The following is a 13961-nucleotide window of genomic DNA, read 5'->3' as shown; positions in this document are numbered from 1 at the left end:
CACGCCTTTCATCCGGCCCAATATCTTTAACTACCCCAAAAAAACGCCCCGCTTGGAAGAGCGGGGCGTTTGTTTTGAAAGGAATGTATCCGAGTGGCGACTACTTCTTCTTGGCCTCTTCGCGCTCGAGGGCAGCCTTGATGACTTCCTCGGAAACGTTGCGTGGGCAAGGCGCGTAGTGCGAGAACTCCATGGAGAACTGGCCGCGGCCGGAGGTCATGGTACGGAGCGATCCGATGTAGCCGAACATCTCGGACAGAGGAGCGTCCGCCTTGATCTGTACGCCGGTTGGAGTCGAGTCCTGGGACTTGATCATACCGCGGCGGCGGTTGAGGTCGCCGATGACGTCACCGATGTTTTCTTCGGAAACGAACACGTCGATCTTCATGATCGGCTCGAGGATCTGCGGGTTGGCCTTCGGCATGGACTGACGGTAGGCAGCGCGAGCAGCGATTTCGAACGCGACAGCGGAAGAGTCGACCGGGTGGTAGCCACCGTCGGTGAGGGCAACCTTTACGTCGACCACTGGGTAGCCAGCGAGGACACCCTTTTCGACGGATTGCTTGAAGCCCTTTTCAACGGCTGGCCAGAATTCCTTAGGAACGTTGCCGCCCACGACCTGGGACTCGAACTGGAAGCCGGAACCTGGCTCGCCTGGCTCGATGGTGTACTCGATCTTACCGTACTGGCCGGAACCGCCGGACTGCTTCTTGTGGGTGTAGCCGTCGGAGATCGGAGTGGTGATCGATTCGCGGTAGGCAACCTGTGGCTTGCCCACGAGCACTTCGGCTCCGTAGGTGCGCTTGAGGATGTCGACTTTGATGTCGAGGTGAAGCTCGCCCATGCCCTTGAGGATGGTTTCGCCGGAATCTTCGTCGGTCTCGACGCGGAAGGAAGGGTCTTCTGCAACCATCTTGCCGAGGGCGACGCCGAGCTTTTCAGCGTTGGCCTTGTCCTTCGGAGTGATGGCGATCGAGATAACGGGGTCTGGGAAGACCATTGGCTCGAGCGTGGCAGGATCGTTTTCGTCGGCGAGGGTGTGACCGGTTTGCACGGTCTTCATGCCGAGGAAGGCTACGATGTCGCCCGCTTGGCAGGAATCGACTTCGTTGCGGTCGTTGGCGTGCATCTCGATGATGCGGCCGATACGCTCGGTCTTGCCGGTGAACGTGTTGAGCAGGGTTGAGCCCTTGGAGATGGTGCCGGAGTAGACGCGGAAGAAGGTGAGGGCTCCGTACTTGTCGTCCATGATTTTGAACGCGAGAGCGCGAACGGGGCGCTTCGGGTCCACGATACAAACTTGGCCGGTTTCGTTACCTTCGGCGTCAACTTCTGGCTGTGGCTTAACTTCGGTTGGACAAGGCAGGTAGTCGACGACTCCGTCGAGAACGTTCTGTACACCCTTGTTCTTGAAGGAAGAACCGCAGTAGGTCGGGAAGAAGTCGAGGTTGATGGTGCCCTTGCGGATGCACTTCTTGATGTCCGCGAGGGAAGGCTCGTTGCCTTCGAGGTACGCTTCCATGAGATCGTCGTCCTGCTCGACAGCCGTTTCGATGAGCTTTTCGCGCCACTCTTCGACGGCGTCCTTCATGTCTTCAGGAACGTCTTGCTTGGTGTAGTTGAGCGGGTCGCCGGTTTCGTCCCAAACCCAAGCGGTACGGGTGAGGAGGTCGACGACACCCTTGAGTTCGGACTCGCGGCCGATGGGAAGAACCATGACGAGTGGGCGGGCGCCGAGGCGGTCCTCGACTTGCTTGACCACGCGGAAGAAGTCAGCGCCGATACGGTCGAGCTTGTTGACGTAGATGATACGGGCAACTTCCGACTCGTTGGCGTAGCGCCAGTTGGTTTCGGATTGTGGCTCAACGCCGCCGGATCCGCAGAATACGCCGATGCCGCCGTCGAGCACCTTGAGGGAGCGGTAAACTTCGATGGTGAAGTCAACGTGACCCGGGGTGTCGATGATGTTGAAGCGGTGAGCATCGTATTGTTGCTCGCTACCTGGCCAGAAACATGTAGTCGCGGCGGACTGGATAGTGATACCGCGTTCTGCTTCCTGCTCCATGAAGTCCATGGTGGATTCACCTTCGTGAACTTCGCCCAGCTTGTGAATCTTGCCGGTGAGCTTGAGGATACGCTCAGTTGTGGTGGTCTTGCCCGCGTCAACGTGGGCGAAGATACCGATGTTTCTGTACTTGGATAGGTCTGTTGCCATGGTCTTATTCCTTAAAATTTGGCGGCGGAAGCGCTCGCGGAAAGATAGGCGCGTATGGATTCTCGGCCTCGTGGCAATGCAATAATAGAATAAGGGGGAAAAAGACGTAGGCGATTGGGGGGATTCGTTCGCTGTTTCAGGGCTGTTCCTTTTTGCCAAAAAAAGAGGCCAAGCGCGGTGGAAACGACGCTTGGCCTGCATGGACGAAATGCTGTTCTGCGGGATGGGCTACTTCCAGGAGCGCATGTTTGCGGGGTCTCGCAGGGCGACGGGGTCAACCGACGAGTTGATGCGCATGTAGCTGATGATTTCGTACACCCACTTGCTCACGGTGGGAGGGTAGTAGGAAACCTTGGGCGAAACGTCTATGACGCCGCTGTTTGTCGAGCCGCCGAAAACCGTCAAGTCACGCCCCATGCCGCGTACCTCGATCGTCTCGTAGTAGGATCGCGTTTGGTTGAGTTTCGAGATGAGGGTTTTTTCGCTGAAGGCGTAGCCTGCGGAGTCGGGATTGCGGATGAGCATTATGGGGGTGCGGATGCGGCTGAACACCTTTTCGTAGACGAACTCGCGAGTGGGGTCGGTACGCCGCCAAATCTCTTCCGAACTCAGCTTGTCGGACTTCCGGATGACGTCCTCGTGCGTTTTGCTGGAAAACAGGAGGTAGCCTGGCTCCTCGAGGATGAATCCGGAGAAGTTGTAGCGTGAAGTCAGGTAGACCGAAAGGTTGGCGTACTCGCGGGTGGAGAAGAGGAAGACGTTATTCCCGTCGACCGGCTTCAAGTCGCGGACGCGATCGAAAATGCCGATCCAGTCAGGCGTCCTTGCCGAGCGGATGGTTTCCAGGTCGTCCGCTACAATGTAGGCCACGGCGAAACCGTTTCCGAGCATGTTGCTGCCGAAGGGCGACCGCAGCAGGTAGGAGGCGTCGAGGAAGTCGCGTTGTTGTCGCTTCGTGCTGTTGAGTCCTCGGAAGGTGGGGGCGTTGGCGAGAATGTTGGTTTCGATGTCCAGCACGAACACGGCTGGCACGTTTTGGGCCTTCTTTGGCGTTCCGTAGACGAGGCGGATCTTCTTGCCGGAGTCGAGCCGCAGGTTCTTGCTGCGTACGGTGATGTCCTCTCGCATGATGCGACGGCGGAAGGGAGGCGGTTCGTCGGGGTAGGCGGCGGTGGTGTTCGATTCTTCGAGCTCGTCCTGAGCGATCGTCTCCACGGATGTTTCGAACTCGGACCAACCCTCGTCTTGCTCCTGGGCTGGGCTTGTCGTGGCGAGGAACAGACCGAAGGCGAAGAGGGGAAACGAGAGCGAAATGGGGTGTTGGCGGATCATGGTGCTGCTGAGTCCTTTCTTTCTGGAAAACGGCTGTGCGTTCCCCCTGATTGTACCATTTTACTCTGCAAATTGCATGGATCCTGCTGCTTTTTGTTGAGATTTTTATGGGACGTGACGCGGGCTGGCTCACTTTTCTAAAATTGGAAGGTCGGCGGGAACGTAGTAGGAGGGTAGCAGGTCCGTTTCAGGGCTAGCCAGCGTGTCCGATTTGATGGTTGCATTAGCCCACTCCCGTGGGATCTTACGCATTACTGCGATTTTCGTCTTGTGAGAAATTTTCGTTTTATGAAGCCCCTTTTGATCTTGTTCGCTCTCGCGATCGCCGCCGTGGCGTCCGCTAGCGTTTTTCCAGGTTGGCAAGGCCTGCGCGTTATCAAGTCGGATAACGGCGCCTACAAAATGCTGCCTATCCGCGAAAAGAAGGGCGGAGCTTCCTCCCTTTTGGTGGTGGAGACCCGCCAGTCCCGCCTCGATTTCTATCGCTACGTTGGCAAAGGGGAGGGCCTCGACCTTTCCAGCGTGGAAAATCCCAATTACTTGCCGATGGCGGAAGATTTCGAGAAGGTGGAGGTGCCGCTCTCCCGCTTGCCGCAGGTCGCCTCCGTTTACGACATTGAAGGAGACGGCATCGACGAAATCTTTCTGGTTCAGACCGACCCGCGTAAGCTGATCGTGCTCAAGAAGAATAAGGACGACGATTGGAAGCCAATCAAGGAGTGGGAAATCGCCGATTCGGAGCTGAGCACCCACCAGCCGGTGATCGTCCGTCGGGTCAAGAAGGACCTGCAGATCTTGATCAGCATGAACGACGGAGTGCAGATGATCGACTACGGTACGCCAGACGAAGTGGTGTGGATGCAGCCGCGCGAACGGGATATCGAACGCAATCGTTGGTGGTTCCTCGACTTGGATGGAGACGACGACTTGGACATCGTGGAAGCCCGCAATACCGTAACCGCTCCCATCCGCTGGTACGAAGCGGAAGGCGATCAGTTTCGTCCGGCGGTGAGCATTTCAGAAGAGATCACCAACACCAACGTAGCCCGCACCTTGAGGACTAGCACCGGTCCAAAAATCGCGTTTCTCGGCGCCAACCAGGCCAACACCATCAGCTTCTACGAGCTCGGCTTGGGAGACGAATCCCGTTTCGGCAAACGAAACCTCCTGCCCTTGAGCCAACCGGATCTCGGCGGTTGGGCTTCCGTCAAGCTCGAGGGCAAGGAAAGCATCGTGGAACTGGGGCGCAGCAAGCCGATCCTGAACGTTTATGTGAAGAGGGACGGTTTTTGGAGTTTCGATAAGTCTTTCCCCGTCTTGCAGGACATCAAGGCGATCAAATCGGTGGGAGACAAGGCGAAGACCTTGCTCTTCCAAGTGGAAGATGAAGGCCAAATTTACAGCAGCCATTGGGATGGAGCACGATTCACCTTCCCGAAGCGTCTCGGTGACGCGGGCATAGAGACGGGCGAGTGGAAGCTCTTGTCGTTTGACCAGTTTGGTTCGGACACCTGGTGGGTGACCCAGCGGGGCAAGTCCTTGGTCTTGTCCGTGTGGAACAGCAAGGAGAAGGAGCCGCGGGAAGTGGAGTTCGCGGGCTTGGACGGCGACTACGAAAATGCGGTTTGGCTCGGTGGCGAGCGGCTCTTGGTCAAGAAGAAGTTCTCGAAGACGACCTCTTTCTGCACCCGGGGCGAAGGGGGGAAGGCGTCGCTCACGACCTCTCGGTTCAAGGGCTCCGAGATTGGGCGCATCCGCTTGCATGACGACACGCTTTACCTCGCCGAGGGAGGAGTGGTGCAGAAGCTCGACCAGAATTTGGAAGTGATCGACCAAATCATGCTCGACGGAGATTATTCCATCCGCTCCTTCGCTCCTATTTCCAAGCGAGAAGCCTACGCTCTCGAATCCGACGGAGAGCACATCCACCATCTCGAGATGGACAAGTCGGGCATCTTCGAGACGGTCAGCCGCGAGGTCGTCCCGTATTCGATGAGCATTTCCATGGATCCGGTGCTCGGTCTTACCTTGATCAGCTCCAATGCGATCAACGTTCCCAGTTCCGGTCGCTCTCGGCAGTTGGTGCTCAGCTCCGCCGTGGATCCGAACGAGCACGCGGGCAGGGATTATGAAAAGAAAACCTTGGGCACGCTCTTCGACGTAGACATCGATGGAGATGGCATAGACGAGATCGCCACCGTGGACTACGGCCAGCGCGACATCATCGTGTATGGAGAAAGTGGTGACGGCTACGAACAGGTCATTTCTTGGAAGGTCTACGACGACGGCAAGTATCCGTACGGCCAGGACTCCGGAAATCGCAACAGTGTGAATCCGTATCGCATGATTGCTGCCGACTTGGATGGCGACGCCATTCAGGACTTAGTTTTAGCGAGCCACGACCGAATATTAATCTACCTAGCAAGGGATCCCGAATCATGATCAAACGTTTCGCTGCCGCTGCGGCACTATTCTTTTTTTCCAATCAACTCTTCGCCGTCGGATTTGATCGGCTCACCTTTCAGAACGGGACGGAAATCGTGGCGGAAGTTCTCAAGAAGGACGACAATTTCGTAGTGCTCGACTTGGGATTCGAGGTGCTGAAAATCCCGGCTGACCAAGTTCTCACCATCGAGAAGGCAGATGAAGACGGTGCCGAAACCCAAGACGTGGGGAATGGACTCTACACTGTGGGGCGCCTCAAGGCTGCTCCCGTCAACGAGCTGGTGAAGCGTTACGGAGACTCGGTGGTCATGGTCAAGACGCCCAGTGGCTTGGGGAGCGGATTCTTCATCAGCGAGTCCGGTTACCTGATAACGAACTACCACGTGGTGGAGCGCGAAACGGCAATCACGGTGAGCGTCTTCAACAAGACCGAATCGGGCTACGAGCGTAAAGAACTCAAGAAGGTCCGCATCGTGGCCCTGCATCCTGTGCGCGACTTGGCTTTGCTGCAGGTGGACCAAGAAGAGGCGTCGGACGTGGCGATCAAGCCGGTGGTCTTGGCCGAGGGGGATGGCGTGGACGTCGGCTCCCTCGTTTTCGCGATCGGCAATCCGCTCGGCTTGGAGCGGTCGGTGAGCCAGGGGATCGTCTCTTCTCGCACTCGCTCCATCGGCTACCTGCGCTTCATCCAGACCGATGCGGCTATCAACCCCGGCAATTCCGGCGGCCCGCTCTTCAACTCCCGTGGCGAGGTGATCGGCGTGGCGTGCGCGGGGCATGCCATGTTTGCGGGACTGGCCTTTGGCATACCCGTGCAGGAGCTAGTGAGCTTCCTGGAAAACAAGGAAACCTACCTCTACGACTCCTCCTTCCCCCAGAATGGGGTGAAATACCTCGCCCCCCCTTACCGCAAATCTCCGGAAGACGATTCCGACTCAACTCAACCTAGCCCTAGTGAAGAAAAGAAATAAGCTCCTTTGCGGCCTCGTTTCCGTGGCAGCTACTGCTGTCCTTAGCGCCGCCGACCTGAATTCCCCATTCGAATCGTTGCCTGCGGAAACCTTGGCAGCGTTCCGTTTCGACAACTCTCCAGAAACGCTGGACCAGTACGTGGACAATACGCGTCTCGGGCAGCTTCTTTTTTCGGAGGCGAAGATCGCCGAGTACAAGTCGTTCATCGAGGACTTGATCGAGTCTGAGGACGAAGACGGGAATTTCATCTCAAGGCTTGGCGAAGTCGGTCTCGAGTTGGATGACCTCTACCAGATGGTGGGCAGCCACTTCGGTGCCGCTGTCGTGAACCAGGAAGTTCCGGAACACCTCCCCATGCCTACCTTCCTGGTTTGGGCTGAAATGGGAGAGGGCGTGGCGGAGCGGGCCTTCACTGCCGTGCTGGAAGGTTCGATCGAGAACGAAGAAATCGAGCGCACGGACCTGGAGCTGCCAGGCGGCCCGGGGGCTCGCATTAAGAACCTTACGGACGGTTCCTCCTTTTTGGTCTCCCAACTTGGCAATCGCTTCTTCTTCGCGATCGGAAACGTGATGGAACCGATCACCTCTATGGACGAGGCCAAGGTGTTCGAAAACGCGGAACTCGAAGCTCTTGGCCAGTTCATGGCGGCCCAGCAAGAAGGCGGCGGCGAGTTTCTGACCCGCTTCTACGCAGATTCGGGCATTGGCGAAGTGCGTCCCGATTACCCGACCCGCCTAGAGCTGCTCGGCGACCTAGGGGCCGTGTTCGATTTCATCCCGCCTCAAAACCGTCAACTTTTCGAGGCCCTCGAGTTCGATGCCTTCACCAAGTTGGGCGTGTGGAGCGGTTTCGTGGACATGCAGGAACGCTCGACGATCTTTGTCGGTTCGCCGACGCCTCGCTCCGGAATTGCGACGCTTTTGGAGAACGAGTTCTTCGAGTTCCAGCCGCCGGAATGGGTGCCGAGCAACGTGAACGCCTACACGGTTGCCGCTTTCGACATGAACAAGGTCTACGACTTCGCGTTGGACATGGCCAAGAAGTTCATGCCGCCAGAGCAGGTCGAACAGCAGCTCGCCATGGCGAATGGCCAGCTGCAAATGACTTTGCAGTCAGACATACCCACCTTGATGTCGGCATTCGGCAAGCGGATCCACGTCTTGGAGTATCCGATCGAGGTCGTCTCCATGGAGAACCCGAATGGGACCAGCCTCGACTTGCCGCGCGCTTCCCAGGCCATGGTGATGGATTTCACTCGCCCGGAAATATTGCAGGCAGGCATGGCGATGATCGCCGGTATGGCCCAGAATCCAGCCGCGGGAATCGAGTTGGTGGACGAGCAAGGTTTCGCTGGCGTTCGTGTGCAGGACCCAGCTCAGGGCGTGGTGACAATTGCCCACGGCATGGGCAAGCTGGTGTTCGCGGTAGGCTCCGAGGAGACCTCCAGCCGCATCTTCTCCGCTCTCACCAACCCGCCGCAGGGCGAGAACGCATTGGTCAACAGTAGCGAATTTCGCTCCTTCATCGCGGATGCCAACGTGAAGCCGGGCGTGTTGTTCAGCTACTCTCGCGGCGAGGAAATTCTCAAGAACCTAGTGCCGGTCTTCAAGTCTTTGGGCACCTCCATGCGGGCGAGCGCGGGGGAGGATGCTGCAGGCTTGATGGAGCGGGCCATAGCCCTCTTTCCCAGCGAAGAGGAGCTCGACGGGCTCCTCGGAATCACCTTTAGCCGAATGTACCACAACGACCACGGTATCATTCTCGAAGGGTCCAACCAGTACAAGTGACCCTTGGGGGCTAGTCTCTTACCTACGCCGTTTCTCTTTTTGGGAGGCGGCGTTTTTTGTGGTTGTGGCTCCTCGGTTTTCGTCGATGAGAATCGCGGAACCAAATGTGATTCTTCCTTATCCTAGTTCCGGAACCTGTATGTCGCTTTCCCGCTTTCACGTCCTGCTATTCTTGTTTTCCCTTTGGGGGGCGAGTGCGCCTGGGCGAACCGAGGAACCTTCGGAGGGGCCTCCCGTTCTCTTCGTCAGGGACGTGGCTCCGAAGATTCAGCTCAAGACTTCTGCGTATCGCGTTTCGCCTTTAGTGGAGGTGAGCGACCTCGCTTACACCTTTCGCGTCGAGTCGGAATATGGGAGTTATCGAGTGCAGGGGGTGCAGCAGCTTGAGGCATTGTTGCACGAGCTGGAGGTCATCGAAACCTTGGCCGAGGTGAGTCAGAGCGAGGCATTTGCCAGTTCCCTGTCCAGCAGCTTGGCCAGTCCGGTGGCGACGACGGTAGGCGTGGCAAAACGGCCGGTCGCCTCGGTCACGGGCTTGCCTGGGGGAGTGGTGCGCTACTTGGGCGGTAAGCTTTATCAGGTGAAGCGTGGCTCTAGTAAAGCGCTGGAGACTTATCGCGACTATCGCAACAAGGACGACAAGGAGGAGGTCAGGGAAGAGCCGAAGGAAAAGAAGAAGTTGGTCAGTTCGGCAGGGAAGCTGAGCCGCAAGCATCTGGGGCACGATTCTTCCAAGCGACGCTGGGCGCGGCAGCTAGGGGTGGATCCGTATTCCAAGAACGAAGTGTTGCAGGAGGCCTTGGGGCGAATTGCCTGGGCTTCCACCTTGGGAGGTTTCGCCGGAGACTTTGCGGTGCCTTCGAGCGAAGTCTTTTCCTACGCGGGCAAGGCTCGGGAGTTGGTATGGGATCGTCCCGCCCATCAGCTTGAACGAGAGATCGTGGACACGTTGAAGGACTTGAAAGTCGAAAAGGAGCTGATCCATGCTTTTCGCGATACCCCGATTTATTCGCTCACTGAAAAGATGGAGCTCTGCTTGGGATTCAAGAATTTGAAGGAGTCGGGAGACGTGGCCTTCTTGGTCGACTTCGCTCTGCGGGCGGAGAACGACGAGGACGCGGAGCTGATGATTCGCACCTTGGAGGTGCTTGTTTCCTACAGCCAGCGGGTTGCGGGGATTGCCTCCATCGGCGAGCGCCGGGGGATGCTCTACGCGTGTTCAAACCGCGGATACGATATCTATCCGCTAGCCGTCGACTACCTGCACTGGACTCCCTTGGTTTACGAGGCCTTGCTCTCCGAGGAGCTTGCCGCGGACAAGCGGGAGATCTGGGTTTCTGGACAAGTCTCGCCCATCGCCAAGCTGCAACTGCGAGAGCATGGCTGGATCGTTTACGAGCAGGTAGACCGTTACGCCGTGCCGAGCAGCGCGGCCACCGCGAAGCGATAGCCGTCGGTGCCGAGTCCGGTTATCACCCCCTTGGACACCTCGGCGGTGTAGGAGTGATGGCGGAATTTCTCGCGAGAGTGGATGTTGCTGATGTGGACCTCGATCACTGGAAGCCCGGCTCCGCTGATAGCGTCCCGCAGGGCGACGCTGGTGTGGGAGTAGGCGGCGGGATTGAAGACCACACCGTTGGTGTCGGATTCGGCCAGCTCGCTGAATTTGTCGACTAGAGCTCCCTCGTGATTGGATTGGAAGAAGTCGAACTCGGTATCCGGAAAGGCGCTACGCAATTCGCTAGCAATGTCGTCCAGCGTCTTCGAGCCGTAGATTTCCGGCTCGCGTTTGCCGAGTCGGTTCAAGTTGGGCCCGTTGAGTACTGCGATCTTCTTCATGAAGAAGGGTTTTGCTAGAGAAGTAAGACGTTGTACACGCTGAATTTCAGAGCTGTCCAGGTGCAAGACTCCTAGTGCTCATTTCCTAGGGGCGCGTTTTGGGGTAGTTACGTATCCTTACAGATGGCGAACTTCGTTTTTTGCCGCTTATAAGTGTCAGATGTAGAAGAGTTTACTGACAGGAAGAGAGGTTTTATCGAGTTGGAGTGTCGGTATCATTAACAAAAAAATGTGTGAGAAGTTTGGCTGATTTTTAAAAGGATGGTTTTGCAAGTTGTTTTGGAAGAAAGGGTTGTGAGGTTTTTCTGGGGAGCCGTTAGGCGTGTGGCACTTCTCATGCAGAAGGGGTACCTCTCGAACAAAAAAACAGATTTAATCCAAACAATACTGAAGAAATGAAAAAAAACCTGTTCTCCAAAAAATTAGCTACTTTGCTCAGTGCGGCAATCTGTGTAGCGGCTAGCACCACTCATGCTGTCTCGATTTCCGAATCCGATATTGTCAGCAATTGGGATTCCGGCGCGTCGACTGGCTATCGAATTCAATATGGTGGTACCAACAACAACTCGAGTTGGATCCAATCTGGTAATACCGTAGCTAGTAATGGAAACAGGACGGGTTCTCTGGTCAGTGACTTTGTCGCTTCTGGTGATTGGTCATTCTCTACAAAGATCAGAAACAATGGTGACAATGATTTCTCGGGAATCGTCTTTGGCTTCCAAGATATCGCCAATTCGTACGTACTTGGCTGGGGAGGCGGAGGTGTTTCCGGTCTGAATGGGATTCAACTTTTTAAGGGAGTGGCCGGTGTGAAGACCTTGCTCGCATCACAGGCTGGCAATTGGGCGAGTAATGTCACCTATGACTTCATTGCTTCTCGCAGCGGTAACAACCTCACTGCTACCATCAAAAACGGAGCGACTACGATTTTCAGCCAAACGGTAGTCGATACTAGTTTCATGACTGGTAAGGTTGGTTTCGATACCTACAGCCAAAATACCAGCTTCAGTTTCGGTAGCACTGATTTCACCAGTAATACGCAAGGCGTTCCAGATAGTGGAAGCACGCTTGCTTTGCTCGGTTTTGCCTTTGCTGGCGTAGTGGCTTTCAAGCGTCGTAGAGGCGCTTAAACGTTTGGCCAAGCTGGCATTTTCATTGCGGCGATCTCGTAGGAGATCGCCGTTTTTTGCGCCATGATTGGGCAAAAAACTGTCTCTGAAACGAGTTTATCGTTCGGCCCGCTTACAGCGGGCAGTCGGTCTTGATGAACTCCCACTTCAGGTTGAACTTTTTGGCAGCCTCGGCGGCGAGGGCGGAAATGCCGAAGGTTTCGGTGGCGTAGTGGCCGCATGCATACACGTTGAGACCCGCTTCTTGGGCGTAGTTGTAGTGGTGCTGTCGGAGTTCTCCGGTGATGAAGGTATCTGCTCCGGTGGCCTTGACGTGCTCGATGGCGCTGGCCCCGCTGCCGGAAAGCACGCAGATTTTCTTGGGCGCGCGGGAACCGAATTCCATGGCGGAAAACTTGTGTCCGAAAAGTCCTTTGAGGGCGGCTCGTAGGTCGGCGCGGCTACTGGTCCAGTGGCCGATGAAACCGATATCCGTGCCTTCGTATGGCAGGAAACTGCCGGCGGGAGCGATACCGAGTTTTTTTGCGAGGATGGCGTTGTTTCCGATTTCGGTGTGGGCGTCGAGGGGGAGGTGGCAGGAGTAGACGGCCAGGTTCCCGTCGACGAGGGTGCGAATCTTCTCGTACTCGGCGTCGACGACCCTGCGAGCCCCGCTCCAGAACATGCCGTGGTGCACGATGAGAAAGTCGATCTTGGCTTCGACGGCCTTTTGGAAGGGCACGAGCCCGGCGTCGACGGCGGCGCCCACTTTGCTGACGACTCCGTCGTTGGCGAATTGCAGGCCGTTCAAGGCGCCGCTGAAGTCTTTTACCTGGTGGGTGTTGGCCCGTTGGTCGCAGAAGGAGACGATATCCGAAAGCTGGATCATGGATGGTTGGTTGGAGAAATGTGGGTTGTGGATTGGGAGATGAAAAAGAAGCGACAGTGCAGGGGGAGGGCAAGGTCAGCCTGTTGCGAAAGCAACTTTTTGGTCGCCATCCGAGGCCCTGCAATTGAGATTCATCGGGTCAGGACGACAACTTATGTACGACGAGACTCAGGACGATTCCCCGGAACTAGCCGGCTCGCTTTTGCTGGCCCATCCGCACCTTAAGGACCCGAATTTCGCGAGTTCGGTGGTGCTCATGACGCGGCATGAAGAGTCGGGTTCGCTTGGGGTCGTGCTGAACCACAGTACGGGCGAGCGTCTGGGGCAGCTCAGTTCGGAGTTCAACGAATGCGGATTGGGCAATGTGCCTGTTTACGTGGGAGGGCCCGTCAGCCCGAACCAAATTATCTTGGCGGCCTGGAAGCTCATCCCCGACTTGGGGCAGTTTCAGCTCTTTTTCGGCATGGAGCCCTTGGCGGCCCAATCCAAGATGAAGGAAGACCCGGATTTGGTTTTCAGGGCTTTCAAAGGTTATTCCGGCTGGAGCGAGGGACAGCTGTTGAGCGAGCTGGAGTCCAACGCCTGGGTCGTTGCCGAGGTCGATGCGGAATCCATTTCCAGCAAGGACGGCGCTGACCTGTGGCGACACCTTATAATGGAGGTGAATCCGGAGCTGGGCCTCTTGTCCATGGTCCCGGAGGATCCGGACGCCAACTAGCTTTAGAGGGGCGAGCCCAGAGCTTTGGGAGCCGGGACGATATTTAGCGATTCCTCTATTGACAGGCGGGAGGCGACTCGTTCTCTTTACGCCCCTTATGAAAGTAGTGTCATCACTCAAGTCCGCTAAGACACGTCACCCTGACTGCCAAGTTGTACGTCGCAAGGGTCGTCTGTACGTGATCTGCAAGACCAACCCGCGTTTCAAGGCCCGCCAGGGTTAATTCGCTCTAAACCGCTCAACTTTTCGCCGTGAAAAAAGGTATTCATCCAGATTATAACCCAACTGTCTTCGTCGACGTATCGACGGGAAAGAAGTTCGTAACGAACTCCACCATCCCTGCCAAGGGTCATCAGACTGAGACCGTGGACGGCGTCGAGTGCGTTAAGGTATTCCGCGACATCACCATGGACTCCCACCCAGTCTACACCGGCGAAAAGCGCTTCGTCGATACTGCTGGTCGCGTGGAGAAGTTCCAGAACAAGTTCCGTCGCCGCCGCTAAGCGGACCGGACAGCGAACGATTTTTCAAACCCTCGAGCTCAGGCTCGAGGGTTTTTTTGTTGTCCCGAGCGAAACTCGGTTCTTGTAGGAACGAGCTTGCTCGCGAATAAAGGCAAGGCTTTCCGCGACTAGGGTCGCACCCGATTTTTCA

12 protein-coding genes are annotated in these 13961 nt (G+C 56.6%); 8 read left to right on the top strand and 4 right to left on the bottom strand.

What is annotated here, in order from left to right:
* Positions 1-100: 100 nt before the first annotated feature.
* Both fusA and IEN85_RS08540 read right to left on the bottom strand, forming a co-directional pair.
* On the bottom strand, positions 101-2215 hold the full coding sequence (gene fusA / locus IEN85_RS08545) for an elongation factor G (protein ID WP_191616679.1): 2115 nt from the start codon (positions 2213-2215) through the stop codon (positions 101-103).
* Positions 2216-2443: 228 nt separating this feature from the next.
* Entirely contained in the window at positions 2444-3547 is a 1104-nt protein-coding gene (locus IEN85_RS08540; protein ID WP_191616678.1) for a hypothetical protein, read from the bottom strand.
* A 288-nt stretch (positions 3548-3835) separates the two neighbouring features.
* On the opposite strand from IEN85_RS08540, the gene IEN85_RS08535 reads away from it, so the two are divergent.
* The 4 genes from IEN85_RS08535 to IEN85_RS08520 all read left to right on the top strand — a co-directional run bounded on the left by IEN85_RS08535 (position 3836) and on the right by IEN85_RS08520 (position 10202).
* Positions 3836-5989, top strand: coding sequence for a hypothetical protein (locus IEN85_RS08535; protein ID WP_191616677.1), 2154 nt, complete (start codon positions 3836-3838; stop codon positions 5987-5989).
* Positions 5986-6963, top strand: a complete 978-nt coding sequence (locus tag IEN85_RS08530) for a S1C family serine protease (protein WP_191616676.1) — start codon at positions 5986-5988, stop codon at positions 6961-6963. The genes IEN85_RS08535 and IEN85_RS08530 overlap by 4 nt, the downstream gene beginning before the upstream one ends.
* Positions 6947-8752 (top strand): hypothetical protein, encoded by a 1806-nt coding sequence (locus tag IEN85_RS08525; protein ID WP_191616675.1) that lies wholly within the window; start codon positions 6947-6949, stop codon positions 8750-8752. Before IEN85_RS08530 ends, IEN85_RS08525 begins: the two co-directional genes overlap by 17 nt.
* A gap of 253 nt (positions 8753-9005) precedes the next feature.
* Positions 9006-10202, top strand: coding sequence for a hypothetical protein (locus tag IEN85_RS08520; protein ID WP_191616674.1), 1197 nt, complete (start codon positions 9006-9008; stop codon positions 10200-10202).
* Here IEN85_RS08520 and aroQ read toward each other — a convergent pair.
* Complete coding sequence (gene aroQ, locus IEN85_RS08515) at positions 10163-10591, bottom strand: type II 3-dehydroquinate dehydratase (RefSeq protein ID WP_191616673.1); 429 nt, start codon at positions 10589-10591, stop codon at positions 10163-10165. The genes IEN85_RS08520 and aroQ overlap by 40 nt on opposite strands.
* A 395-nt stretch (positions 10592-10986) precedes the next feature.
* Between aroQ and IEN85_RS08510 the strand changes: the two genes are divergently transcribed.
* Positions 10987-11721, top strand: coding sequence for a VPDSG-CTERM sorting domain-containing protein (locus tag IEN85_RS08510; protein WP_191616672.1), 735 nt, complete (start codon positions 10987-10989; stop codon positions 11719-11721).
* 112 nt (positions 11722-11833) lie between these two features.
* Here the strand turns inward: IEN85_RS08510 and IEN85_RS08505 are convergent, their stop codons facing one another.
* Positions 11834-12589: a Nif3-like dinuclear metal center hexameric protein gene (locus IEN85_RS08505; protein ID WP_191616671.1), complete on the bottom strand. Its 756-nt coding sequence runs from the start codon at positions 12587-12589 to the stop codon at positions 11834-11836.
* A 154-nt stretch (positions 12590-12743) separates the two neighbouring features.
* On the opposite strand from IEN85_RS08505, the gene IEN85_RS08500 reads away from it, so the two are divergent.
* The 3 genes from IEN85_RS08500 (at position 12744) to IEN85_RS08490 (ending at position 13810) form a co-directional block, all read left to right on the top strand.
* Entirely contained in the window at positions 12744-13307 is a 564-nt protein-coding gene (locus tag IEN85_RS08500) for a YqgE/AlgH family protein (RefSeq protein WP_191616670.1), read from the top strand.
* A 97-nt stretch (positions 13308-13404) separates the two neighbouring features.
* Complete coding sequence (gene ykgO / locus IEN85_RS08495) at positions 13405-13530, top strand: type B 50S ribosomal protein L36 (RefSeq protein ID WP_083794514.1); 126 nt, start codon at positions 13405-13407, stop codon at positions 13528-13530.
* 28 nt (positions 13531-13558) lie between these two features.
* Positions 13559-13810 carry a type B 50S ribosomal protein L31 gene (locus tag IEN85_RS08490; protein ID WP_191616669.1) on the top strand — a complete coding sequence of 84 codons (252 nt, stop codon included), beginning with the start codon at positions 13559-13561 and terminating at the stop codon, positions 13808-13810.
* The last annotated feature ends 151 nt before the right edge of the window (positions 13811-13961 follow it).

Source organism: Pelagicoccus enzymogenes (assembly GCF_014803405.1).
Classification (GTDB): domain Bacteria; phylum Verrucomicrobiota; class Verrucomicrobiia; order Opitutales; family Opitutaceae; genus Pelagicoccus; species Pelagicoccus enzymogenes.
Note: the sequence above shows the minus strand (reverse complement) of the source record. Positions and strands in the feature narration are given on the sequence as shown.